General features: G+C 52.8%; 18 protein-coding genes. 13 read left to right on the top strand and 5 right to left on the bottom strand.

The window, feature by feature from the left end; genetic code table 11:
• Nucleotides 1-8: 8 nt before the first annotated feature.
• The 4 genes from AC0YOB_RS25695 to AC0YOB_RS25710 form a co-directional block, all read right to left on the bottom strand.
• Complete coding sequence (locus tag AC0YOB_RS25695) at nucleotides 9-1,256, bottom strand: glutamate-5-semialdehyde dehydrogenase (protein ID WP_475795188.1); 1,248 nt, start codon at nucleotides 1,254-1,256, stop codon at nucleotides 9-11.
• 479 nt (nucleotides 1,257-1,735) lie between these two features.
• On the bottom strand, nucleotides 1,736-2,851 hold the full coding sequence (proB, locus tag AC0YOB_RS25700) for a glutamate 5-kinase (RefSeq protein WP_475795189.1): 1,116 nt from the start codon (nucleotides 2,849-2,851) through the stop codon (nucleotides 1,736-1,738).
• Nucleotides 2,852-3,257: 406 nt separating this feature from the next.
• On the bottom strand, nucleotides 3,258-4,448 hold the full coding sequence (locus AC0YOB_RS25705; protein ID WP_475795190.1) for an aminotransferase class I/II-fold pyridoxal phosphate-dependent enzyme: 1,191 nt from the start codon (nucleotides 4,446-4,448) through the stop codon (nucleotides 3,258-3,260).
• A 123-nt stretch (nucleotides 4,449-4,571) separates the two neighbouring features.
• Nucleotides 4,572-5,015, bottom strand: a complete 444-nt coding sequence (locus AC0YOB_RS25710) for a hypothetical protein (protein WP_475795191.1) — start codon at nucleotides 5,013-5,015, stop codon at nucleotides 4,572-4,574.
• A 128-nt stretch (nucleotides 5,016-5,143) separates the two neighbouring features.
• Between AC0YOB_RS25710 and AC0YOB_RS25715 the strand changes: the two genes are divergently transcribed.
• Complete coding sequence (locus tag AC0YOB_RS25715; RefSeq protein ID WP_475795192.1) at nucleotides 5,144-5,944, top strand: carbon-nitrogen family hydrolase; 801 nt, start codon at nucleotides 5,144-5,146, stop codon at nucleotides 5,942-5,944.
• 7 nt (nucleotides 5,945-5,951) lie between these two features.
• On the opposite strand, the gene AC0YOB_RS25720 is transcribed toward AC0YOB_RS25715, so the two are convergent.
• Nucleotides 5,952-6,854 carry a LysR family transcriptional regulator gene (locus AC0YOB_RS25720; protein WP_475795193.1) on the bottom strand — a complete coding sequence of 301 codons (903 nt, stop codon included), beginning with the start codon at nucleotides 6,852-6,854 and terminating at the stop codon, nucleotides 5,952-5,954.
• A gap of 160 nt (nucleotides 6,855-7,014) precedes the next feature.
• Between AC0YOB_RS25720 and leuC the strand changes: the two genes are divergently transcribed.
• From leuC to AC0YOB_RS25780, 12 genes are all read left to right on the top strand, one after another.
• Nucleotides 7,015-8,436 (top strand): 3-isopropylmalate dehydratase large subunit, encoded by a 1,422-nt coding sequence (leuC, locus tag AC0YOB_RS25725; protein ID WP_475795194.1) that lies wholly within the window; start codon nucleotides 7,015-7,017, stop codon nucleotides 8,434-8,436.
• Between the two features lie 50 nt (nucleotides 8,437-8,486).
• On the top strand, nucleotides 8,487-9,080 hold the full coding sequence (gene leuD / locus AC0YOB_RS25730) for a 3-isopropylmalate dehydratase small subunit (protein WP_475795195.1): 594 nt from the start codon (nucleotides 8,487-8,489) through the stop codon (nucleotides 9,078-9,080).
• A 258-nt stretch (nucleotides 9,081-9,338) separates the two neighbouring features.
• Nucleotides 9,339-10,865, top strand: a complete 1,527-nt coding sequence (locus tag AC0YOB_RS25735) for an N-acetylmuramoyl-L-alanine amidase (RefSeq protein WP_475795196.1) — start codon at nucleotides 9,339-9,341, stop codon at nucleotides 10,863-10,865.
• A gap of 10 nt (nucleotides 10,866-10,875) precedes the next feature.
• On the top strand, nucleotides 10,876-11,424 hold the full coding sequence (locus tag AC0YOB_RS25740; RefSeq protein WP_475795197.1) for a GerMN domain-containing protein: 549 nt from the start codon (nucleotides 10,876-10,878) through the stop codon (nucleotides 11,422-11,424).
• 22 nt (nucleotides 11,425-11,446) lie between these two features.
• Nucleotides 11,447-14,146, top strand: a complete 2,700-nt coding sequence (locus AC0YOB_RS25745; RefSeq protein ID WP_475795198.1) for an S-layer homology domain-containing protein — start codon at nucleotides 11,447-11,449, stop codon at nucleotides 14,144-14,146.
• A 321-nt stretch (nucleotides 14,147-14,467) separates the two neighbouring features.
• On the top strand, nucleotides 14,468-15,121 hold the full coding sequence (nth, locus tag AC0YOB_RS25750; protein WP_210040982.1) for an endonuclease III: 654 nt from the start codon (nucleotides 14,468-14,470) through the stop codon (nucleotides 15,119-15,121).
• A 25-nt stretch (nucleotides 15,122-15,146) separates the two neighbouring features.
• A complete protein-coding gene (locus AC0YOB_RS25755) occupies nucleotides 15,147-15,413 on the top strand; it encodes an NAD/NADP transhydrogenase alpha subunit (protein WP_210040377.1) in 267 nt (88 codons plus the stop codon).
• A 56-nt stretch (nucleotides 15,414-15,469) separates the two neighbouring features.
• Nucleotides 15,470-19,411, top strand: coding sequence for a dynamin family protein (locus AC0YOB_RS25760; protein WP_475795199.1), 3,942 nt, complete (start codon nucleotides 15,470-15,472; stop codon nucleotides 19,409-19,411).
• A 306-nt stretch (nucleotides 19,412-19,717) separates the two neighbouring features.
• Nucleotides 19,718-21,499: an ABC transporter ATP-binding protein gene (locus AC0YOB_RS25765; RefSeq protein WP_475795200.1), complete on the top strand. Its 1,782-nt coding sequence runs from the start codon at nucleotides 19,718-19,720 to the stop codon at nucleotides 21,497-21,499.
• Complete coding sequence (locus tag AC0YOB_RS25770; RefSeq protein WP_475795201.1) at nucleotides 21,496-23,325, top strand: ABC transporter ATP-binding protein; 1,830 nt, start codon at nucleotides 21,496-21,498, stop codon at nucleotides 23,323-23,325. The genes AC0YOB_RS25765 and AC0YOB_RS25770 overlap by 4 nt, the downstream gene beginning before the upstream one ends.
• A 128-nt stretch (nucleotides 23,326-23,453) precedes the next feature.
• A complete protein-coding gene (gene purT / locus AC0YOB_RS25775; protein WP_475795202.1) occupies nucleotides 23,454-24,635 on the top strand; it encodes a formate-dependent phosphoribosylglycinamide formyltransferase in 1,182 nt (393 codons plus the stop codon).
• A gap of 228 nt (nucleotides 24,636-24,863) precedes the next feature.
• Nucleotides 24,864-25,688, top strand: coding sequence for a GDSL-type esterase/lipase family protein (locus AC0YOB_RS25780; RefSeq protein ID WP_475795203.1), 825 nt, complete (start codon nucleotides 24,864-24,866; stop codon nucleotides 25,686-25,688).
• The last annotated feature ends 10 nt before the right edge of the window (nucleotides 25,689-25,698 follow it).

A 25,698-nucleotide genomic window follows, 5' to 3' on the forward strand; every position in this document is an offset into this window, starting at 1 on the left:
CCTCCTCATCAACCTCTGATTTGCCCGCTGCCGGAAATTAGGAATTTTGTTGTCGTCAGCGCCGGAAGGCCCATTGGACCACGCGCATGCAGCTTCTGCGTGCTGATGCCGATCTCGGCGCCATAGCCAAATTCAAAGCCATCTGTGAAGCGCGTGGATGCATTATGATAGACAGCTGCAGCGTCTATCTCCTGGAGAAAAAGCGCGGCATTCGCTTGATTCCCGGTGACGATGCACTCCGAGTGCATGGTTCCATATTTCCCGATATGAGCAAGCGCCTCGTCCAGATTATTTACTATTTTGATGTTTAGAATGTAATCATTGTATTCAGTGGCATAATCCTCTTCGGTTACCGCTTTGGCCTCAGGAATAAGTGCGGAGGTCCGTTCGCATCCGCGAATTTCGACATTGGCGGCTAATAGCCGGTCAGCAATCAACCGCAGATGATCTGAGGCGAACGCTTCATGCACGAGCAAGGTTTCCATCGAATTGCATACGGATGGGCGCTGAACCTTCGCATTGAAGGCAATATCGGAGGCCATTTGCGGATCGGCGCTCTCATCGACGAAAGTATGACAGATTCCGGCGCCCGTTTCTATAACCGGGACAGTCGCATTGTCCACTACATTGCGAATCAGGGAAGCGCCGCCGCGGGGAATAACCACGTCGAGCAGGCCGTTTAGTTTAAGCATTTCATCCACAGATGAGCGGTTGGGATCCTCTATCAGCTGAATCGCGTCAGGGGGCAGCGCAGTCCCCTCCAGTGCGCCGCGCAGTACTTCAATGATCCTCCGGTTCGATTCGATGGCAGCCGAGCCGCCGCGCAGGACAACGGTATTGCCTGTTTTGAGGCAAAGGCCTGCGGCGTCTACCGTGACATTCGGACGCGCTTCGTAAATCATGCCGATTACACCAAGCGGCACGGAGATTTTGGTAATCTGCAGGCCGTTGGGACGGTCGAAGGCTTCCAGAACCTGACCGGCCGGATCCGGCAGCCCGGCAACGAGACGAAGCGCGTCTGCTATTGCCGCAACCCGCTGCTCGTTCAGCTTAAGCCGGTCCAGCAATGATTCACTCGTTCCGTTCTCTCGCCCGCGGTTGATATCAAGCCCGTTAGCCGCAGTGATCGAGGCATGCTCGCGAACGAGCGCATCGGCCATGGCCAGCAGGGCAGCATTTTTTTGCTCTGTTGTCATCCGGTTCATTATGGCAGCCGCTTGCTTGGCAAGGGCCGCCTTCTCGCGTACTTCGCTCATATATAGTTCCCTCCTAAGAGTTTTACTGTGATCCATCATGGAATATACTTCTTCGTTGAACAGGAAAACTCACTTCGGAAGCATAAGCTTAGAGTTTTACTGTGATCCATCATGGAATATACTTCTTCGTTGAACAGGAAAACTCACTTCGGAAGCATAAGCTTAGAGTTTTACTGTGATCCATCACGGGTTATACTTCTTCGTTGAACAGGAAAACTCACTTCGGAAGCATAAGCTTAGAGTTTTACTGTGATCCATCACGGGTTATACTTCTTCGTTGAACAAGAAAACTCACTTCGAAAGCATAAGCTTAGAGTTTTACTGTGATCCATCATGGGTTATACTTCTTCGTTGAACAGGAAAACTCACTTCGAAAGCATAAGATTAGAGTTTTACTGTGATCCATCGGGTTATACTTCTTCGTTGAACAGGAAAACTCACTTCGAAAGCGAAAGCTTTAGAGTTTTACCGTGATCCATCTATCCGCTGAACGATACCCATTCATCGCGGTGTATGACTTCAATCCGGTTGACTTCAACCCGCCGGCGGACCTCCTGCGTGCTGAGCCCGGCTACGGCCTGGATTTGCCATGCGGCATAGTTCACGACACCGCGGCCGATGGTCTGCTGCTGCAGATTAACGACTTCCACGACGTCGCCGGGATGAAACTCGCCTTCGATCTCCCGGATCCCCGCAGGAAGCAAGCTTTTTCCGCCCTGCAGAAGGGCTTTCTCGGCACCTTCATCCACGATAATCCGTCCCTGGGTATGCGAGTGGAAGCCAACCCATTGCTTTTTCATCGGCAGATTATGCAGACTTGTATCAAAATAAGTGCCTTTTCCGCCCCCTTCAACTGCAAGCTGCATATCTCCGGGCTCAAGAACCCGGCCGATAAAGGCAGGCACGCCTCCGCGCATGGCAATCCGGGCGGCTTCAATTTTCGAGCGCATGCCGCCTGTGCCAACGGAAGATCCTGAGCCGCCGGCAAGCTTGACGAGCTCTTCGGAAATAACCTCTACCCGGTCAATCCGGATCGCCTCGGGGTTGATTCTGGGATCCTCTGTGTACAGGCCGTCCGTATCGGTTAAGATGAGCAGCCGCTTGGCTTTTACAAGATTGGCGACCAGCGCGGAGAGGGTGTCATTGTCCCCGAATTTCAATTCGTCCGTTGCAACCGTGTCATTCTCGTTGACGACCGGTACGGTCCGCTGTTCCAGAAGCTCCTCAATGGTCATTAATGCATTCTGGATTCGCCTGCGGTTGGAAAAGTCGGCACGGGTGAGCAGGATTTGCGCAACACCGATTCCGCCGTTTGTACCGTAGGCTGAGAAGGCCTCCTGATAGGCCTGCATCAGCAGAGCCTGGCCTACAGCTGCAGCTGCCTGCTTTTCATGAACAAGCTTTGGACGCGACCGGTACCCAATTTTGCGGAAACCCGCAGCCACTGCGCCGGAGGTGACGAGCAGCACCTGATATCCGGCATCATACAGCGAAGCCAGTTCACGGGAGAAGAAAGCAATCCGTTCCCGGTTCAAGCCGCCTTCATCCGATGTCAGCGAGCTGCTGCCGATTTTGACCACGATTCGTTCCGTCATTATCGCAAATCCTTTCCCCTGAATAAAATAAAAAAACTTCCGCCCTCTACATAAATAGAAAGGACGAAAGTATAACCTCCGCGGTACCACCTTAATTAAAACGGTCTTGTACTCCTAAAAGGAAAACAAGCCGCATTCGCTTCATCAAGCCTGATAACAGCAGGTGCTGTCCGGCTCATCGCCGGCCGTTCCGGGGCGGGATTTCTGCATTGGTCGGGTAAATTCTCGCAGCTGACGAATTTACTCTCTGTGCACGACTCAAACCTGCGTACTGTTCCCCATCACAACGTTCGTGTTCAATTAAATCAAGCATATCACGATCTGACATGACCTGTAAAGGCAGTGGACAGGGGTCATTCCTGAACCTCATCCTGCACCTGATGAAGAACCAAGAATATGGGGCAAACTACCCGAAGAGACCGAGCCTGCCGATCCGTGCCACCGCTTCTTCGAGGCGCGTTTCCGGAGCAAGCAGCCCCAGCCTGACATAATGCTCGCCATAGCTCCCGAAGCCGATCCCCGGGGCGATGACAACATCAGCCCGCTCGAGGACCAGATCGGCAAATGAGGCCGAGGTATATCCTTTAGGCACCGGCAGCCAGCAGAAGAAGGAGCCTCCGGGCTTGGGAGCTTCCCAGCCGATCCTGCCCATAGCATTGTAGAGAGCGTTCCTGCGGCTTTCGTACGTTGTGCGGAGCTCGGCCACGCAATCCTGGGGACCGGTTAGCGCAACAGCGGCTGCGGCTTGTATGCCTCCGAAAAGACTGCAGTAATAATGATCCTGAATCAAATTAATAAGCGAAATAATTTCCGGATTCCCAAGCGCAAAACCAACCCGCCAGCCTGCCATATTATAGGTTTTGGATAAGGTATAGAATTCGATCCCGACTTCCTTGGCTCCGGGGGTCTGCAAAAAGCTGACCGGCTGGTTGCCGTCAAAGCCAATCGCTCCGTATGCAAAATCACTTGCCACCACAATGCCGTGGCGCGCGGCAAATTCAACCGTATGCTCATAAAATTCAGGTCCGGCCACAGCTCCTGTGGGATTGTTCGGGTAATTGATGAACATCAGCTTGGCCTGGTCTGCGATGTCGTTATGTATGGCGTCATAGTCAGGGAGAAATTGGTTGTCTGCCGTTAGCGGCATATATTCCATCCGTCCGCCTGCAAGCGCGACACCCGACCAGTAATCGGGGTAACCCGGGTCCGGAACCAGACAGATATCACCTGGATTGAGCAGGCATTGGCTGATTTCGATCAGGCCGGTTTTGCCGCCGAACAAGATGGCAACTTCCTTCTCAGGATCCAAGGTAACGCCATAGTCTTCCTTATAGCGCAGGGCAACGGCTTCCTTGAGGAAAGGAAAGCCTTTGAAGGGCGGGTAGCGGTGAAATTCCGGATTGGGTGCCGCTTCCTGCAGAGCCGCAACAATATGCGCAGGGGTAGGTTGATCCGGATTGCCCTGCCCCAGATTGATAACGTCTCGACCTTTGGCTGCCTGGGCTCCCGCCTTGCCTACCAGCGCTGCAAAAAATTGCGCCGGCAAGCCGGACATCCGGTCTGCCGGACTTATTGGAAAAGATTTGATATCCTTCATCGTTGATCACTCCACTAATTTGCTGCGTACCTAAAACCTAAGCCTAATTTAGCATATTATAGGAAGAGGTGTCGAGCAAAGTGGCTGACGAAAGGCCGGGACTGCTGCTGGCCACCAATCACATTAAAGCCCCATTTGAGCCAGGAAAGGCTTGGTATCCGCTTTAAACTGCAGCAAATACGGTTTTCTGTTCTCGTCGAAGATGAGCAGAATCTGAGGCTTGCCGGGACAATAAAAAAGAAACACATCTGCCGTACGCACGGTAACCGAACCGGTTTGGACCACTGCCGGCTCGTTCAGCGGAATGCGGAAGACATAGCCGCATTTGTCATCCGGCTTGGTCTGCGGGGCCAGACCTGTAACCGAGCCCAGCCAATTGATGGCATAGGTTTGGAATTCCTTGCTGTTCGGAACGGATTTAACGACTTTTCCGGCTTCGATATCAAAGGCCTGAACCGGCCTCTGAGAAGCGGTTCCGTCGTCAGCCAACCGGGCGCTGGCAACAGCCGGTATCATTAAACAGAAAACAAGCATCAGAAGAGAAATCAGCTTGGCACTTACTTTCATTTTCATTTCTCCTTTACGATTCATGTTAGATGGTTACCTTGTTACGATGCCCATCTTGACAGAGAACCATGAGGCGGTATCATTAGGGAAAAGAAAATGCTGCCCGAACAGAAAGGTGGACACAAGCTATGACTACGAAGAATAAACTGCGAATTGCTCTGGTTCAGATGGATGTTGAGGCCGGGCATCCGGATGAGAATTTCAAGAAGTTGGAAGTCATGCTGGAGAAGGCGGCCGCGGGCAATGAAAAGCCGCATTTGATTATGCTGCCTGAAATGTGGAATACCGGGTATGCGCTTGAAGAAATCAGTGAAATTGCGGACCGCGGGGGTGAGCGGACGAAAGCGCTGCTCTCTGCGTTCAGCCGCGGGCATGGTATTCAAATAGTGGGAGGCTCCATTGCCGAGGGCAGGGACGAAGGCGTTTATAATACGACTTATGTGTTTAATGCTCAGGGCGAAGTGGAGGCGCAGTATTCGAAAATCCATTTGTTCCGTCTGATGAATGAAGAGAAGCATCTGCAGCCGGGGGAGAAAGTGGGCAGCTTGCGCGTGTCCGGAGCGGATGCCGGTATGATGATCTGCTATGACATCCGGTTTCCGGAGCTGGCCCGGAAGCTGGCGCTGGATGGGGCGAAGCTGTTGTTTGTTCCCGCACAGTGGCCGAATCCCCGAATGCACCACTGGCGTACGCTGCTTATGGCGCGCGCAATTGAGAACCAGATGTTCGTGGTCGCCTGCAACCGCTGCGGCACAAGCGGCACAAGCTCCTTTTTCGGTCACTCGCTGATCATTGATCCATGGGGAGAAATCATCGCTGAAGCCGGGGAGGAAGAAACCATTCTGCGGGCAGAAATCGATCTGGGGCTCGTCGATGAAATACGCGGAAGAATTCCGGTTTTTGAGGATCGCCGTCCATCGCTTTACTAAACGAAGTTCAAGAATGAAAATGGCTTTCGATTGTTGATTTCATTGTCTCGATGAAGGCCTCCGCCGCTTTCGAAAGATACCGTCCCTTGCGGCTTGCAATGACAAGCGTACGCGAAGGCGCAGGCTCGGCAAAAGGCAAATAGACAGGCGCGAATTCGTACCATTTGGCCCTTGCCACCATCTTGGGAACAAAAGCGATGCCCATTCCGGCGGCGACGAGCGATTGCACGGTTTCAATATTTCCGCTCTCGAATACAATTCGGGGCTGAAATCCGGCTTTCTCGCAAAGCTCGATAGCGATTTGCCTGAAGCCTTGTCCTTTCTTGAGCAGTACGAAGGGCTCTTGTTCGAGGTCTTGGATGTTTACAGCCTCGTTCTTAAGGGCAAGCGGATGCTCGGGAGGCACGGCCAGACAGATTTCCTCCTCGATCAAGGGCTCCCAGGCTAGAGAGGGTTCGTGAAGCGGCAGCGACAGCAGACTCAAGTCCGTTTGTCCGCTTGCGGTCAGCTGCTCCAGCCGGAACGAGCTGTCCTCGACAAGCGCGACTTCGATTTCCGGATACCGTCTGCCGAATACCGGAAGCACGAGCGGCAGAACGTGAGAGCCGGTAATGGGCAGGCTGCCGACAACCAGCTTGCCTTTACGCATATGAGCGATATCGTCCAGCTCCTGCTTCAGCTGTTCGATGCTGTCGAGAATATTCTGCGCCTTGTCCACAAATACGGAGCCGGCATGGGTCATCTCGACAGAATTAGTGGTCCGTCGAAACAGCAGAACACCGATTTCCTTCTCCAGCTTCGACAGCTGCTGGCTGAGGGAAGGCTGGGCGATATGAAGCTTTTCCGCGGCGCGGGAAAAGTTTTTTTCTTTGGCGATTTGAATGACATATTGCAGTTGGCGGAATTCCAAGATGATGACACTCCTTCAGCGATATTTTCGTTACACGGGTGCCATAGGCGAAACCTATTGATGTTATAGATATTATATCTTGGATCAATGAAGAAAGAAATGCTATGATACTGTCATCGATAAAAATAGAACGAATTATTGAACTTATGAGGTGAAAACAATGGCAAAAAGAACAATGGTAGAGAAGATTTGGGACAATCATGTCATTCATGCCGAAGAGGGCAAACCAAGTGTTTTGTATATCGATTTGCAGCTGGTGCATGAGGTTACATCCCCGCAGGCCTTTGAAGGACTCCGTTTGACGGGCCGCAAGGTACGCCGCCCGGATTTGACTTTTGCAACGATGGACCACAATGTACCGACGAAGGACCGCTTCAATATCACGGACCCGATCTCCAAGCAGCAAATTGACACATTGACTCAAAACTGCGAGGATTTTGGCGTAAAGCTGTTTGATCTGGACAGTCTCGATCAAGGGGTTGTTCACGTTATGGGACCCGAGCTGGGACTGACTCATCCGGGTAAAACCATTGTCTGCGGCGACAGCCACACTTCGACTCATGGCGCTTTTGGCGCATTGGCGTTCGGTATCGGCACATCCGAAGTGGAGCATGTTCTGGCCACACAATGTCTGCAGCAATCGAAGCCCAAAACGATGGAAATCCGCTTTGTCGGCAGCCGCAAACCTGGTGTGACCGCGAAGGATATGATTCTTGGCGTCATCGCCAAATACGGAACCGATTTCGGTACCGGTTATGTTATGGAATTTACGGGCGAGGCTATTCGTTCCCTGTCTATGGAAGAGCGGATGACCGTTTGCAATATGTCGATTGAAGCAGGTGCGCGTGCAGGCTTGATCGCTCCTGACGAAACCACGTTTAATTACCTGCGCGGCCGTGAGTATTCGCCGCAGGGAGAAGCCTTTGACCGCGCTGTCCGGATTTGGACGGATCTGGCCACGGACGACGGCGCCTCTTATGATAAAGTGCTGGAATTTAATGTAGATTCCCTGATTCCTCAAGTGACCTGGGGCACAAGCCCTGGTATGGGAACAGACATTACGTCGAAAGTGCCAGTACCGGCTGAGCTTCCTACGGAGAATGAACGCAAAGCGGCAGAGAAAGCATTGGAGTATATGGGTCTGACACCAGGAACTCCTATGAATGAAATCCCGATTGATTATGTTTTCATCGGCTCCTGTACGAATGGACGGATTGAGGATCTGCGCGCTGCGGCTGAAATTGCCAAAGGCTACAAGGTCAGCGACCGTGTTACGGCCATTGTGGTTCCAGGATCGGGCCGTGTCAAAATTCAAGCCGAGCAGGAAGGTCTGGATCAAATCTTCACGGACGCCGGATTCGAATGGCGCGATGCGGGCTGCTCCATGTGTCTGGCTATGAATCCCGATGTTCTGCAGCCTGGACAGCGCTGCGCATCAACATCCAACAGGAACTTCGAAGGCCGTCAGGGACGCGGAGGACGCACGCATCTCGTATCCCCGGCAATGGCAGCAGCTGCCGCCATTATGGGCAAATTCACCGATGTTCGCGACTGGAAAATCAAATCCGAAGTACTGAGCTAATTTTGACGGACCTGACTTCATGAAACAAGATTCGAAAGGGGTTACCATAGATGGAAGAGTTTAAAGAGCTGACGGGGCTAGTTGCCCCTGTGGACCGCGTCAATGTGGATACGGACGCCATTATTCCAAAACAATTTCTTAAACGTATTGAACGGAGCGGCTTTGGCCAATTCCTCTTTTTTGAGTGGCGCTGGGATGAGAAGGGTGACGTTATTCCTGAATTCAGCCTGAACCAGCCGCGTTATCAAGGCGCTTCGGTGTTGATCTCCCGTGCCAACTTCGGCTGCGGCTCTTCGCGTGAGCATGCGCCCTGGGCCATTCTTGATTATGGCTTTAAAGTCATTATTGCACCTTCTTTTGCAGATATTTTCTACAATAACTGCTTCAAGAACGGTATTCTGCCGATTCGCTTGAGCGAAGAGCAGGTGGATGGTCTGTTCCAACGCACTGCGGCTGAAGAAGGCTACAAGCTGACGGTTGATCTGGTGAACAAGAAACTCACTGACGGCGCAGGGCTTGAAATTTCCTTCGATCTGGATGAGCACCGCCGTCAATTCCTGCTGCAAGGGCTGGATGATATTGGTCTTACCCTTCAGCATGAAGAGGCGATTTCAGCCTATGAAGCAAGCCGGGTTGCCTATTAATTTTTGATGAAGTTACAAAACAATAGATTTTGATCCAGGCCTCCGGTCTTGCCGGGGGCCTTTTGCATTTCAAATATCATAAACTTTCAGATTCCGTTTATTTTGGTGCGCGTCAAGCCGTTTCTTCTTTCATTGGCGATAGAGTTACAATTTTCCTGAATACGCAACTTTTTCTGACAAACTGCGTCTAATAAATGTCTGTAAGCATCGGCCTGTTCGCTCTGCTCGGAGGCGAAAATCAAGTCATCGAGGTGAAAGATGAAGAAGTTTGTAACCGCTATAATGTTATTAACGTTGTTCGTCTCTATGTTCCCTGGTCTGGTGGGAGCTGCCGCCGCTGTGCCTGTTCCCAAGCTTTATTTGAACGGCAAACTACTACAATCGCCTGCAGCGCCGCAAATAGTCAAACAAACGACGATGGTGCCGCTGCGAACAGTAACGGAAGAACTGGGTTTTGATGTGGCATGGTCTTCCCCGAACGTCAATATATCCAATGGGGAAACGATTATGGTCCTGACGATCAGCAGTAAAACTGCATTGGTGAATGGGCAGAAAGTTTCTCTGGACGTGCCTGCATACATATCGAAGAATACTACCCTGGTGCCGCTTCGATTTGTCGGAGAGCAGTTTGGGCTCGAGGTATCCTGGGACACCGCCACAAGAACGGTCCAGATGTTTGACAAGTCCAGACAAGAAGTCGAGAAACCGCCAGTAGTGCTTCCAGGTGAAGAGGATGGCAACGCTGGTACTGGAGACGGGACAATCCCCGGACAGGACGGAACGGAAACCGGAAGCGATGATTCGCCGTCGGCGGAAACTACCGGAACGATCAACACCATTGAATATGACGGTATAGGAAGCATCTATGTAAGGTATGACGGCGAAATAGGCGATCTGGTACAAGAAACGATTGCGGGAAGCGGAGAAATTCAGCAGAAAATCGCTATAGATTTTCCATACACGGCCTTCTCGTCTACGTTTATGGCAAATCTATCAAACGGCTATTCCGGACAATTTTCGATGGATAATCATCCGTCGCTCGTAAGTGTGCGTTATTCCTTGTTTAAGGACAAGCCTTCAACGGTAAGAGTCGTACTGGATTTGACAGCGCCGACGCCTATCAATATTGCCCGTGAGGACAAGGTGATCCGCATTGACGTTCTGGAGCCTAAGGATGTTGTAGCCCCGACCGATCCTGTTAATGTTGATCCAGGGATTCCAGGTAATGTTGATCAGGCAGATCCTGGCGTATACAAAATCGTTCTGGATGCCGGTCACGGAGGCAAAGATCCAGGTGCGCCTGCCGTTAACGGCAAGCACGAAAAAGAATACAATCTGTCCATCACGCTTAAAGTGAAGGCGCTGCTGGATAATGAACCGAAAATTAAAGCTTACCTGACCCGGTCGGACGATACCTTCGTCGAGCTGGATGACAGAGCCAAAATCGCCAATGATATGAATGCGGATATATTCATTTCCTTCCATGCGAACTCGGCTACAAGCTCGTCAGCATCAGGTTCGGAAACGTATTATAACCGTGCCAGCAGTCTCGCGCTTGCGAATGTGATACATAAGCATCTCGTGGCAGGGACCGCTCTTCCCGACCGGAAGGTCCATCAAGCCAGCTTTGTGGTTATCAAGAAAACGACGATGCCGGCCATTCTTCTGGAAGCGGGATATCTCTCCAACAAAGGCGATGCCGCGGCACTCTTCGATCCGGCAAGACAGGATGCCATTGCAGCTCAGGTTGTAGCCGGAATTAAAGAATACTTGAATATTACCTAGGGGGAAGCCGATGAAACAACCAGCTGCTTCACGCATACTGCTTGTCCTGATCGCTGCCGCAGCCATACTGACCATGAGTGCATGCGGGAGCAGGCCGGATAACACGCAAGGGGGAAGTTCCGGTCAGGTGCAGACGCCTCCGGAGCCGGTCCCGGTAGTAGAGAAGAAGAGCGAGACGATCAAGGTTTACTATACCGATGAGGAAATGACGGAGCTGCAGGAGCAGCAGGCAGATATTCAGTACGCGGACACCAGGGAAAAAATTGAAAATGCTTATAAAGCACTTCAACAGGATGGCAAAGACGGAGGCTTGTCGCTATGGAAGCATATCGACCTGCTCAGCGCCAAGGTGGAGAACGGCGCGGTAACGCTGGATATTCATATCAACGATGAAGCGCGCTTAGGAGGTCCGGGCGAACAGATGGCGGTTGATGCTGTCCAGAAGACCATGTTTCAATTCGAAGATGTGACTTCTCTTGATATTCTTGTTGACGGCGAGAAAGAAGAAAGTTTAATGGGTCATGTGGAGCTCGATCATCCAATCGTTAAGCAACAATAGTCATTAGGGGGAGTTCGCCGGTATGTTCAAAGCAAACAAATGGTTAAAAGGGGTCTCATCGCTTGTTGTATTCTCCGTACTCTCAAGCTTCACCATAACTGGTGGAGCTGTTTTTGCGGATTCCTCTGCAGTTACGAAATTCAGTGACGTTCCAGCCGCACATTGGGCGCAGAAGCATATTACCAAGCTGGCTCTTCAGGGTATTGTCAAGGGCGACAACGGCGCCTTCAAGCCAAATGACAATGTCAGCCAGCAGGAAGCGGTCACGATGGCTATCCGTTTTATCGGCATTGAGAATGAAGTCAAGGAAGATCAGGCTGTCGTCTTCTCCAGCGCATTCAAGGTAAACGATTATTTCAAGCCTTATGTCGCACTTGCTTTTCAGAAGGGCCTGCTTGACCGGGATGAAGAATTCAAACTGGCGGAAGAGAATGAGGCCGTCACATGGGGGGCCAAAAAAGCAACACGGGAATGGATCACCAAGCTTGTCGTCAATGCGATCGGCAAACAGTCCGCAGCCGCTGAACTGGCTTCCACGCCTGTGGCCTTCTCTGACAGGAACAGCGTGAGCGAAGGTTTTGCCGGTTATGTGAATGCGGCCGTTTCCCTGAAACTGGTCAATGGTGTGACGGCCGACAAATTCGAGCCGAAAGGCGCGATAACAAGGGCAGCTATGGCAACCCTGCTGAGCCGGGCGGAAAGCCAGTTCCCCGTTGCTTTTCCGGGTCAGGAGACAGGCATTTTATCCGCGAAGTCGGACACTTCTATCCAATTGTACAAGCCGCAAGGCGATCAAACGCTGCTCTTGTCGCCGGATACGAATGTATACCGCTTTGACTCCGAGAAGTCTGTAGGCCTGGATCAGCTTGTGCCAAATACGAATGTGACCGTTATCACCTACGGGGATCAAGCATTATATGTGGAACAGCTCGATGACAAGCAGCTGGTGGAGACAATTACAGGTACCTTCGACCGCGCAGTTCCTGCTGAGAACAAGCTGTGGATATGGGTGAACGATACTCCGGTTGCAGTGGCCTACGACAGTTCTGTAACGGTCAAGGATGCCGCCGGCTCTGTGATTCCGGTAGCTTCGCTGGTCAAGGACAGCACGCTTACGATCACCCGTGACACCTATCGCGAAGTGCCGCGTGTACTTTCGATCGCTGTGCAATCCGCGCCAATCAATAAAACGGGCAGCGGTCTCGTAAAAGCTGTAGATGCCGCAGCCTCCACGATCAGAGTCATCAATTCGACATCAAATGCCGAGGAGCAGCTGAGCGTCTCGCCGCAAGCGGTTATCTTGTGGCAGGGAAGTATTTTGCAGGGCGGCCTTGCCGGGGTTCGAGCCGGAGACTCCCTGACCTATGAGGTACAGAACAGCATTGTGACGAAGATTACCGTTCAGCAAACATCAGCGAAGTCGGTGCAGGGCGAGTTCTATTCCGCAAGCAGTGACAATAAAACCATCAATTATATTCGGGATGGCGGAACGCAGCTGGAAGCCAAATTCGTAGCGGATTCCATTAATGTAACGATCGAGGGTCTAACGTCCACGAGCCTCGTTGATCTGGTCAAAGGTGACCGTCTCGAGCTGACGTTAAACGAGAAGGATCAAGTCAGCGCCATTAAAGTCCTGAACCGCAAGGTTGAGACAATCAATGGCGCGGTAATCGTTAGCTATGAGCCTGAGCTCAAAGCACTGGTCGTCAAAAATGGCACGAAATTAATTCCGATCTATTTGACGGACAGCACGAAGATCGATATGAACGGAACAGCAATTCCGCTGACAAGTGCTGCAACGATGCTGATCAAGGACCGCAAGGTTACCATTGGCTATACGGATGACAAAGCGATATCCATACAGTTCGTTTATAAGTACACCGGTACGGTTGTATCGATTAATCAAACCTCCAGGCAGTTGAATATGACGCTGACCGGCGGTTCTCCGTTCACAATCGGATTTGATGCGCTGGGAGTGGAGGTGCTTGGCAAGAACGCTACACTCGCAGATGTGAAGGCGGGTGATGTGGTCACCCTGCTATTGAACACCACTCAGGATAAGGCCGTCACTCTTCAGATTCATTCCGCCAAACAGGTCGAAGTTGTCTCGGTTGACGTGAACAGCCAGAAGCTGAAGGTTAAAAATGCCGACCAGACGACCAATGAATGGACAGTCAGCGGCTGGAGCTTCTACAATGAGAGCGGAGAGCTTATTACGCTTTCCGGCTTGACAGCCGGTCAAGTGGGCAATATCACCTTTACAGGTTCCACGCCGTCGTCGTTCAAGAAGGTCGCAGTTGCATCAGGCAGGGTGTCGGCGGTTGCCGCCGATAAAGTGACCATCGTCGACTATAACGGTGTTTCCACTGAAGTTCCGCTTGGTACAGCCTATACGGTTATCAAAAATGGAGTGTCCGGCAGCTCCGCAGCTGTGCTGCAGGCAGGTGACCGGATCGAGGTCCGCAAGGATGCCGCAGAACAGACTCTGATAACGGTAAACAGCGGTACAGCAAGAAGCTTCTGGAAGTTTGACAGCTCGGCAGGCCTGCTTTCCGTTAAGCGAACAGGACTTACGGATAATAATTACACCTTCAAGGTTACATCCAGGACCAAGTTGTCCCAAGGCGATGCGGCTATTCAGTGGTCGGATTTAAAAGAAGGAGACAGCATTACCCTTTACATCGTTCAAGGCGAGCTGCTGGAAGTTGTGAAAAAGAGTTAAATCAGGTTTATACAAAGCGCTGCGGGATCATCCCACAGCGCTTTTTTAAACCTTATGGCCATTTTCACCTCCAGGAGAGGGTGATCATGATGTAAAAACATTTGAATCTTTTTTACAAATTCATTTTGGGAGGATTGCGCTAATTTTTGGAAGGGACAGGTTATTCTTATGGAATTGCGGCTAAATTAAATAATTTTATGAAAATCTCTTGAAAAAGTCGCAGGAAGCCCCTGTTTACGGTTGCTTATTGTGACATTTTTCGCTACACTTTGATTCGATAGCCCAAATAGGGGAGAGAGACAGTTGAAAGCTAAGGATAAGATGGCTTATATCTTGCGGGTCATTGGCGAGATGTTTCCGGATGCTCACTGTGAGCTGAACCACCGAAATCCGTTTGAACTGACCATAGCCGTTCTTCTTTCGGCACAGTGTACGGATGAAACGGTTAATAAAGTGACAGCCGACCTATTCAAGAAATATGAGACACCAGCCGATTATTTGGCAGTTCCGCTTGAAGAGCTGGAGCAGGATATCCGCCGGATCGGGCTGTATCGCAACAAAGCCTCCCATATCCAGAAGCTTTGCCGCATGCTGCTGGACGAATACGGTGGAGAAGTGCCCCGGCGGCATGAGGATTTGACCAGGTTGCCCGGTGTCGGACGCAAGACGGCTAATGTCGTCGTATCCAATGCTTTTGGCGTTCCGGCGATTGCGGTTGATACGCATGTTGAACGGGTGTCCAAGCGGCTTGGTATCGCCAAAGCGGACGATAGCGTGCTCGAGGTAGAGAAGAAGCTGATGAAGCTTGTTCCGCGCGAGCAGTGGACCGATACACATCACCGGCTTATTTTTTTCGGAAGGTATCATTGTAAAGCTCAAAATCCGCAGTGCCCTGTATGCCCGCTGCTTGATCTGTGCAAGGAAGGCCAGCAGCGCATGAAGATGAACACAAGCCGGAAGGCAAAGGCTAATTAAATTTTAGAGAAGAGGATGATTAAGAATGAAATGCATTTCTGTGTACACGAAGGACTTTGCTTTGTTTTCCGATATTTACGAGCAAATCATGGAAGCACCTCCGGAAGAAAACGAAGAAGTCATCATCGAAGGCGTTACAGTCAGCGGAGCAGGGGATGTTCCGGATCAATATATTGAGCGCATGCGCGTGAAGCCCGAGGTTGTCGTGATGAAAGAAAAGGAACGCAGCGTAACGATCCTGCAGCATGGCGAAGTATTTGAAATTTGTTTGCCGTCCGAGCAAACAGCTTAATCATAGACCACTGACATAGCGAATTGGTAGGGTTATGGATAATGGGAGAGAGAGAAATGAATCAACTTAGTGCAACTGCTGTTCATCCGCTTGACGCCGCTCTTAAACAAATAGGGTCCCTCATGGCCGAGGCCGGCGACAAGCGGAATGCGGATCGGCTGCTGGAGCTGCGCGGCAAATTACATGCCGGGCAGCTTGCAGCCGCATTCTGCGGGCATTTCTCCGCAGGCAAATCGACGCTGGTAAACAAGCTCTGTGGAACGGAGCTGCTGCCTTCAAGTCCGATCCCGACAAGCGCCAATGTGGTTACAATCCAAAGCGGGGAGCCCAAAGCAACCATCACCCGTATGCGGGGCGGCAGAGAAGAGACGCTGGACGTTGCTCTGGAGCTTCTGGATGATTACTGCAAGGATGGGGAAGGGGTTCAATCCATTTCCTTGTCTTATCCGATTCCACGGCTTGGCGGTCACACTGTACTTCTGGATACGCCCGGCATCGACTCGACAGATGACGCTCACCGGATGGCGACCGAATCGGCGCTGCATTTGGCAGACGTCGTTTTTTACGTTATGGACTATAACCACGTACAGTCGGAAATCAATTTTTCCTTCGCCAAGCAGTTGAAGGACTGGGGCAAGCCGCTCTATCTGATCGTCAATCAAATCGACAAGCACCGCGACAGCGAGCTGAGTTTTGAGGCTTATCGTCAAAGCGTGGATGAAGCGTTCGCCAACTGGCATCTGGAGCCGAGCGGGATCGTTTATTTGTCGCTCCGGGAGCCCGGGCATCCCTATTCGGAGTGGGCGAAGCTTGAGGGGCTGCTGACGGAGCTCGCCGGGCTGCGCGGTCCTCTGGCTCTCTGCAGCGTAGATGCTTCAGCGCGGCACTTGATCCGTTCCCACGGCAAAGTGCTGGATGAGCTTGCAGAGCCCGAGCGGGAGCAATTATTGGCGGCAGCCGGCGGGGAAGAAGGGTCGCAGCAGGCTGCTGAGGAACTGTCCGGGTTAAAAGCTCAGCTGGCAGAGCTGGAGGCGCTGTCTGACGGTCTTCCCGTCCGCCTGCGCCTCGAGATGCAGCGCCTGCTCGACAATGCGAATGTGACGCCGGCTCCGACGCGTGATCTGGCGCAGTCGTTTCTGGAGAGCCGTAAGCCCGGCTTTAAGATGGGGCTGCTCTTTTCCGGCGGTAAAACGGCCGCGGAGCAGGAGCGGCGCCTTGCGGCCTTTCAAGCGGATTTTGAATCCCTGGTGAAAGCCGGGATTGAATGGCATTTGCTGGACTTGCTCCGCAAGGCTGCCGATGAAATCGGATGGCGCGGGGAAGCGATGGAGCAGCAGCTGGTCGCGGCGATTGCCGGACCGGTGGAAGCGCAGTGGCTCATTAATCACGTGAAAGCCGGCGCCGTCTTCGGCAGTGAGTACACGATGAACTACTGCCGCGAGCTTGCCGCGGCTGTGAAGGGGATTTACCGCAAGCGGGCGATGGAGTGGATCGACACGCTTGGGCAGCGGGCAGCGGCGGCCGGCGAAGCTGCAGCCGCTCCTGTGCGCGAGCGGCTGGGCGTGCTTGCCGCCCAGGCCGGGGCGCTGGCGCAGCTTGCCGCGCTGGCGGAGCGCGCGAGCGGGCATATGGCGCGCCTGGCGGCGCTGCTGCCGCCAGCGCCGGAGCGCCCGGCGCTGCCGGTGCCGCAGGCCGCGCAATCGCCGGGAACTCCGGGCGATTCCGCAGCGCGCATGCTTCGCGGGAATACCCCCGCGAATAACGGCAGCACCGGCGCGATCAACGCCGGTGCTCCTGGCGCCAATACGGCTGCGGACCAAACGCCCGCCGCCGGCAATACATCCAAGCCGCGTCCGGATGGCATAGCCGTCGCGGACAACGACGCTCCCGAAGAGCCCGATTCAGCTCCGCTTCTCTCCTCCGGCAACAGGATTGAGCCGCTGCCGGATGACATCGCCGGTATCGGGCACCTAGAAGACCGCGCGGCGCAGCCAGACGACGCGCCGAATAATAAGTCGGGCTCCGGCAGCAATTCGCCGCCGCCCGCCGCCGACAGTGACCGCCGGCAGGGGGCTCCAAGCGTGGCGCCGCCATCCGAACCAAACAGCGGCGCGCTTGGCCCGCAGCGCCAGGCTGCCGAGCGGCTGTACCGCGCCGCGGATTTGCTTGCGCCCAACGAGGACTTCTCATCCGCCGTGCAGGCAATGCGCGACAAAGCGGGCCGTCTTCAGGGCAGCCGTTTCACCATTGCCCTGTTCGGAGCATTCAGCGCGGGCAAATCCTCGCTGGCGAATGCGCTCCTGGGCGATTCCGTCCTGCCGGTGTCGCCGAATCCGACAACGGCAGCTGTCAACCGTATTGTCGCTCCGGCAGGGGAGAAGGTCCACGGCACCGCGAGCGTACTATTGAAAACGCGGGAAGAAATGCTCGACGATCTTCGCTATTCCTTATCCCTGCTTGGAGAAGCGGCTGAGCGCCTGACATCCGATCAACTGATGCAGAGCATCGCCAAGCTGTCTCCTGACGGGGTGCATGCCGGCGGCAGGCCGCATTACAGCTTCCTCAAAGCCGCTTACCAAGGCTGGCAGGAGCATGAATCTCTGCTTGGCAGCGAGCTGCATGTGGACAGCGCAGCCTATCGCCGCTATGTGGCCGAAGAGGCAAAGTCCTGTTTTGTCCGTGAGATTGAGCTCTACCACCATAATCCGCTGACAGCGCAGGGAATTGTTCTTGTAGATACGCCGGGCGCCGATTCCGTCAACGCAAGGCATACGGGCGTCGCCTTCAATTATATTAAGAATGCCGACGCCATTCTGTTTGTAACCTATTATAATCACGCCTTCTCGCAGGCGGACCGCCAGTTTCTGCTGCAGCTGGGCCGTGTCAAGGACCAGTTCGAGCTGGATAAAATGTTCTTCATCGTCAATGCTGCGGATCTCGCGGCCGACAGCGAGGAGCTGGAGAGCGTGCTCGCCCATGTGCAGCAAAATTTGCAGCAGCAGGGCATCCGCTTTCCGCGAATCTTCCCGTTATCCAGCCTGCAGGCATTGGACGGCAAGCTGCGCAGCGACCTGACGTTAATCAACGGTTCGGGCATCGAGGCCTTCGAAGAGGCGTTTCTCTCCTTCACCCGCGATGATCTGGGCCGACTGGCTGTTGCCTCGGCGGAGCTGGAGCTGGAGCGGGCCAGACGCACGCTGGCCGACTGGATTGATGCGGCATCGGGCGATGCGGTCTCACGCTCGAAAGCGGGGGAAGAACTACTCGCAAGCGCCGATATTGCGCGCGGCAGAATTCACGAGATGGAGCAGCCTTTATCCAGAGGCAATCCCCAGCTGGAGCAGGAGCTTAAGGAGCTGCTGTTTTATGTTCTGCAGCGTGTGCAGCTGCGCTTCGGCGAGCACTTTAATTTTGCCTTTAATCCGGCTGTTCTGCAGGATGACGGCCGGGATCTGCGCAAAGCAATATGGACTGCCTGGCTGGAGCTCCAGCGGCTGCTGCAAATCGAGCTGGCCCAGGAGCTTCAGGCCACTTCGCTTCGCCTGGACAATACGCTTAACCGGTTGGCCGCCAAGCAGTTTGCTGATCTGGCCCAAGAGGTGGCAGAGACTCTCCAGGGCTTTCACGCTTCTGCGTTTAAACCGCTGGAGATCCCTTCACCGGAGGAGCAGCCTCCCTGGCAGGCGAATGCCATCGATTCCAAATGGCTGTGGAGCCGCTTCAAATCGCCGCGCCACTTCTTCGAAGGGGAGGGCAAGGGGGCGCTGCGCAGCGCCCTGGAGGCCGAATTGACGCAGCCGCTGCAAAGCTGGATTGCCCAGGCAGAGCTTCAGTGGGGGGTGCGCTATGACGGCTTCTGGCAAATGGCGGCGCAGGCTGTCATCGGGGTTCTTTTGGCGGATCTGGAGTCGTTTGTTTCAGGCAAGCTTTCCTCGATCAGGGGAAATACCGATCTGGAGAAGCTCAAACAGCTCCAGAATCAATTGATGATTTTATAAAGACCCAGCTGAAAATAAGAAGAAGAACCTTGCCAATCATCCCTGTGGATGAAGCAAGGTTCTTTGCTGTGAAAAATTAATTTGCAAAAACAAAGACTAATTATGCAAAAACGGAGCAATGTGTGCATGTTGGTCATGATTTGCGACGATATCGAAGAATACCCCCTAACAAATCGTCAATATGGAAGAGAAAGCGGATTCTGCCATCTATATGCGTCGAAGCTCTGTTTGCCGTGTCGGAATGATGCTGTTAATATTCATTCATATTCAATAAAAAAAAGCAAGGAACAAGGAGAGGAAAACCCATTGGACGTCTTTAGGCAACTCAAAGAGTATTATTGGGTCGAACGCAAGAAAATGATTGCATCGATCACGTTTCTGATCTGTGCAACAGCGCTAGGGCTTGTGTACCCCAACATGCTGCGAATCTTGATTGACGATGTCATCAAGCCTCGTGATTTCAAGTGGGTGCCTGCGCTATCGCTAACCGTAGTGGGCATTGTTAGTTTGAAAGGATGCCTGCAGTTTTTACACGGTTATTTTGCCGGCCAGCTCGGCAACCGGGTGGCATTCCGGCTGAGGAACGCATGTTACGAGAAGCTGCAGAAATTATCGTATCAATATTATGATACGGCCAAGACGGGAGACCTGATGTCCCGTCTGACAGCTGATCTGGAGGCGGTGCGGAACTTTATCGCTTTCGGGTTTGCGCAAATTTTGAACATGATTCTGATGATCGTATTCGGGGCGACTATGATGTTTTACATCCACTGGCAGCTTACATTGATCACCTTGGTGACCATGCCGTTTCTGGCATTCGCGGCAGTCCGGTTTGAGAAACAGATCCATCCGGCCTTCCGGGAAATGCGGCTGGCGATGAGCAATCTGACGACGACGGTTCAAGAGAATATCACCGGCATGAGAACGGTGAAATCGTTTGCCCGCGAGCCACATGAAATCGATAAGTTCTCCAAACGCAGCGATTTGTATAAAGAAAATCAGATCGGCGCATCCCTGTTATGGTCCAAATTCTTCCCTGTCATGGAGCTTCTGGCCAGCTGTTGTGTCGTTATCCTGCTCGTGGCGGGCGGTACTCTGGTGATTAACGGGTCCTTGACCCTTGGTTCGCTGGTCGCCTTCTTCAGTATGGTATGGTACATTATCGGACCGATGTGGAATATCGGATTTCTGATCAACAACTACACGCAGTCCAAAGCTTCCGGAGAGCGTCTTACCGAGTTATTAAACCAGTATGTCCATGTTAAAACCAGCGAAGAGCCTGTTGTTCTGGAGGACAACATCGTAGAAGGGCATGTCCGTTTCAGCGGAGTAACATTTAACTATCCGGATAAAGCCCCCGCTGTGACGAATCTGAACATCGAAGCGCCTCCGGGAACCGTTATCGGCTTGCTGGGCGGAACGGGCTCAGGCAAATCCACCATCATTCAGCTGCTGATGCGCGCCTATAATATCAAGAAGGGCACGATCACGATAGACGGCTTTAATATTAATGATCTTACGCTCGAAAGCTTGCGTTCACATATTGCGATCGTATTTCAGGAGACCTTCCTGTTCTCCTGTTCGATCCGGGACAATATTGCCTACGGCATTAATCAAGTGACGGAGGAGCAGATTATCCAGGCGGCTAAGCTGTCCAAGGCCCATGATTTCATTATGGAGCTGCCCGAGGGCTATGATACCATTGTCGGAGAGCGGGGGATGGGACTGTCCGGCGGGCAAAAGCAGCGTATTGCCATTGCCAGGGCGCTGATCAAGAATCCCAAGGTTCTTGTTCTCGATGATTCCACCAGTGCGGTTGATATGGAGACAGAGCATGAGATTCAAGCGGGCTTCAAAGAGGTTATGGCAGGTCGGACGACTTTCATAATCGCCCACCGGATTTCTTCTTTGCGCCATGCGGACGAGATTCTTGTCATGGACAAAGGACACATTGTACAGCGCGGCAAACATCAGGATTTAATACGGGTTCCGGGCCCTTATCTGGATACGTACAATATTCAATATGCCGACCGGCCGCAAGTAACTGTAGCAGAGCCGGCAGCAGCAGAAAGAAGGGTCGCCCAGTGAGTGAGCAGAAGACGGCTCGCGGCGATAATCGCGAACGGTTTATTTACAAGGATGACGAACTGATTGAAAAGCCCTTTAACTGGTCGCAGCTGAGCAGGCTGTTCCAGTATATGAAGCCGTACAGCAAGCAGCTGCTTCCTTTGGTCATCGTGACGATGATTTTGGGAACCGCGACGAGACTTGCCGTTCCGGCCATCATCATTGTGGCCATTGATGAAGCCATTGCGCCCAAGAGCGGCGAAACCAGCCTGCCCAAGCTATATATGTACGCAGGGCTGATGCTGCTGCTCTATATTATTCAGTGGGCAGCCAACACGTACCGGATCAAGTACACGAGTTTGATTGGACAAAGGGTTATTTATGACCTGCGCCAGGATTTGTTCCGCCATATCCAGAAGCTTTCTTTCCGCTTCTTCGACAAACGGCCGGCCGGCTCGGTGCTTGTCCGGGTAACCAATGACGTCAATGCCCTGCAGGATTTATTCACGAACGGCGTCGTCAACCTGCTGATGGACTGCGTGCAGCTTATTGGTATTATTATCATCCTCCTGCTGTGGAATTTCAAGCTGGGCGCAGCCGTTATGATAACGGTGCCGCTGATGTTCATCGTATCGGGAGCGCTTCGCAGACGGATTCGTTTTGCCTGGCAGGATGTCCGGATGAAGCAGTCACGGATTAACGCCCATTTGAATGAAGCGATCCAGGGGATGAAGATTACCCAAGCCTATACGCAGGAAAAAGCGAATTTTTCATTCTTCAATCATATCAATAATACGAATATCAAAGCCTGGAACCGGGCGTCAGCGCTCAATCAGGCATTCGGTCCGATTATCGAAATCACCTCTGCAATCGGGACGCTGATACTGTTCTGGTACGGCTCGCATCTCATCCAGGCCAACGTCATAACAGTCGGCGTGCTGGTCGGATTTGCCAACTATGTGGGGAATTTCTGGGACCCTATCAACCGTCTGGGCCAAATGTACGCGCAGCTGCTGGTCGCCATGGCTTCATCCGAGCGCATCTTCGAGTTCATTGACGAGAAACCGACGGTTGTGGAGCTGCATGAAGCCAATAAACTCCCGGCTATTCGCGGCGACGTCAAATTCGACTCCATCGTCTTTGAATACGAGAAGGGCAGACCGGCTCTGAAGGGCATTACGCTGGACGTAAAAGCGGGCCAGACCATCGCGCTGGTCGGTCATACCGGCTCAGGAAAAAGCACGATTATGAACCTGCTGTGCCGGTTCTATGATCCCGTTGAGGGCGCCGTTCTCGTCGATGGCATTGATATCCGCAATGTAAGCATCGAAAGCCTGCGGTCCCAGGTCGGAATCGTGCTTCAGGATACGTTTATTTTCTCGGGCAGCATCCGGGATAACATCCGCTATGGCCGTCTGAATGCAACGGACGATGAAGTGGTGAAGGCAGCCACGGCGGTCGACGCGCATGATTTTATTATGAATCTGCCTGATGGCTATGACACGCAGGTGCAGGAGCGGGGGAATGCCCTTTCGATGGGGCAGCGTCAATTGCTGTCCTTCGCCCGGGCACTGCTTGCCGATCCCCGCGTGCTCATTCTCGACGAAGCTACGGCGAGCATCGATACGGAGACAGAGCTCAAAATTCAGGAGGCGCTCAAGACGCTTCTTACAGGGCGCACGTCCTTCATCGTTGCCCACCGTTTGTCGACGATCCGTAACGCCGACAGCATTGTCGTTCTGGATCATGGCGTCATCGTCGAACAGGGCAGTCATGAAGAGCTGATCCGGCATGGAGGCACGTATAACGGCCTGATTGAAGCGCAATATCGTTTTTTATCGGCATAATTCTTGATTTTTTGACGAGGAACCTCCACAATGGAAGAAAACGATAACGATGTGAGCTGTGCGTCCCATTATGACGTAAGGACAGCAGCTTAGCTCTCATCGGTTTCTTCCAGGAGGTTCTTTTTTTTATGTCCTACGGATCACCGCTTACTCCTCATGCCCGAAAAATCATGCTCCTTGGCTCCGGTGAACTGGGCAAGGAAGTTGTCATGGAAGCGCAGCGTCTTGGCATCGAGACCATTGCCGTAGACCGGTATGCCAACGCTCCCGCTATGCAGGTCGCCCATCGCTCCCATGTGATCGACATGCTGGATGCATCGGCGCTTAGAGAGCTTATTCTGCAAGAAAAACCCGATCTCATTGTGCCCGAAATCGAAGCGATTGCCACAAGCGCGCTTGTGGAGCTGGAGCAGGAAGGATTTCATGTGATTCCGACAGCCCGCGCCGCTCTGCTGACCATGGACCGCGAAGGAATCCGCCGGCTTGCTGCGGAGACGCTGGGTCTGCCCACGGCTCCATACCGTTTTGCCGATACGCTTGAAGAACTGCAGCAGGCAGTGGCTGAACTGGGTACTCCCTGCGTAATCAAGCCTATTATGAGCTCATCCGGCAAAGGCCAAAGCGTCTGCCGCTCGGAAGCGGATATCGAAGGCTGCTGGCAGATCGCCATGGACGGGGGACGTGCGAAGAAACAGCGCGTGATCGTGGAAGGATTCATCCATTTCGAGTCCGAGATCACGCTGCTTACGGTCCGTTCCGTGTCGGGCACGGCATTCTGTGCGCCTATTGGACATGTTCAGAAGGACGGCGATTATATTGAATCCTGGCAGCCGCACGCCATGGCGGACAAGCAGATTGCCGAAGCCGAAGCGATTGCGAGAGCGGTAACGGAGGAGCTGGGCGGGTACGGCATCTACGGGGTAGAGCTGTTTTTAACCTCTGAAGGCGTCTTGTTCAGCGAAGTATCACCCAGACCGCATGATACCGGAATGGTGACGATGGCGACGCAGGATTTATCGGAATTTGCTCTGCACGCCCGGGCGATTCTCGGCTTTCCGGTACCCACGATCCGGCTGCTTACGCCTGGCGCTTCCTACACGCTGAAGGCGGACCGGGATTCGGATTCCTTCCGGATCAACGGCATTGGCGATGCGCTTTCGCTGCCGAATACGCAAGTCCGTGTGTTCGGCAAGCCTGTCACCAAGCCGGGCCGACGTATGGCCGTTGCGCTATGTTCCGCAGATAACACCGAGCAAGCGCGCGAGCTTGCAAGGCAGGCGGCGGAATCGCTAACAATCGAATACAGCTGACTGTGGTGATCATGATCTCGCCCGAGCGCCAGCGTGAAACGAATCGTCAGGTCCTGTAATTGATCTGATCCGGCTCGGACTTACGCCCGCTCGGGTTTTTACCTGTTTTCCAAAATCCGTCATAATTTGCAAATTCGTGGGCAAAGCTTTATTTTAAACGTATACAAGCCTGATGAACCTTACCAGGCATCATTTTACATTTTCGAGTAATAGGGGGAAATACATAACATGAAGAGCAATCGGTCGACGGGGCTTTGGAGAGCCGTTAGCATAACCGCGCTTGCTTCCACTCTTCTCCTCCTGTTCGGATTCGGCTACTCGGTCAAAGATATGCTGTGGCCGGCCGGCAAGGCATACGAAGGCGAGAGCTCTGCCGTTCAACCGGAGAAAACAGCGAGCCTCGCGGCAAGTAAAGAAATTCGCATCACGGCCTTTGGCGATTCGTTGACCAAGGGGACCGGAGATGCGACAGGCGAAGGATACGTGAAGCAGGTTGTCCGGCTGCTGCAGGAGAAATTCAAGATTCCTGTTAAGCTGAATAATAATCTGGCCATCAACGGTCTGCGCGCCGATCAGCTTGTGGAACAGCTGAAAACGGATAAGGGCTACCGATATTCCATATCACAAGCAAATTTGATTTTATTTACCATCGGAGGAAACGATTTGTTCCAGATTGCAACCGGTGAAGAGGCAAGCGAGGCAACCGGAAATTTCAGTCTCGATAAGCTGCGGAAGGAGCTGCCTATAGGGATTGCGCGGCTGAAATCGGTTGTGGCAGAGCTGCATGAAATAAATCCGACGGCACAGGTGGTATATACGGGTATTTATAACCCGTTCTATGATCTGCAGGATTTGCGCGAAGGCAGTCTCGAGGTGCAGAAATGGAACACTCAGGCTTATGAGCTGCTTCACCAATATCCCAATATAACGCTTATCCCAACCTTCGATTTGTTTGAGAATACCATTCAAACCTATATTTCTTCCGATCATTTTCACCCGAATCATGACGGCTATGCGCAAATCGCCACGCGTATTGCCCAGTCCTTGGAATAGGAGGCTTTAT

It is taken from the genome of Paenibacillus sp. JT31N17, assembly GCF_056269255.1.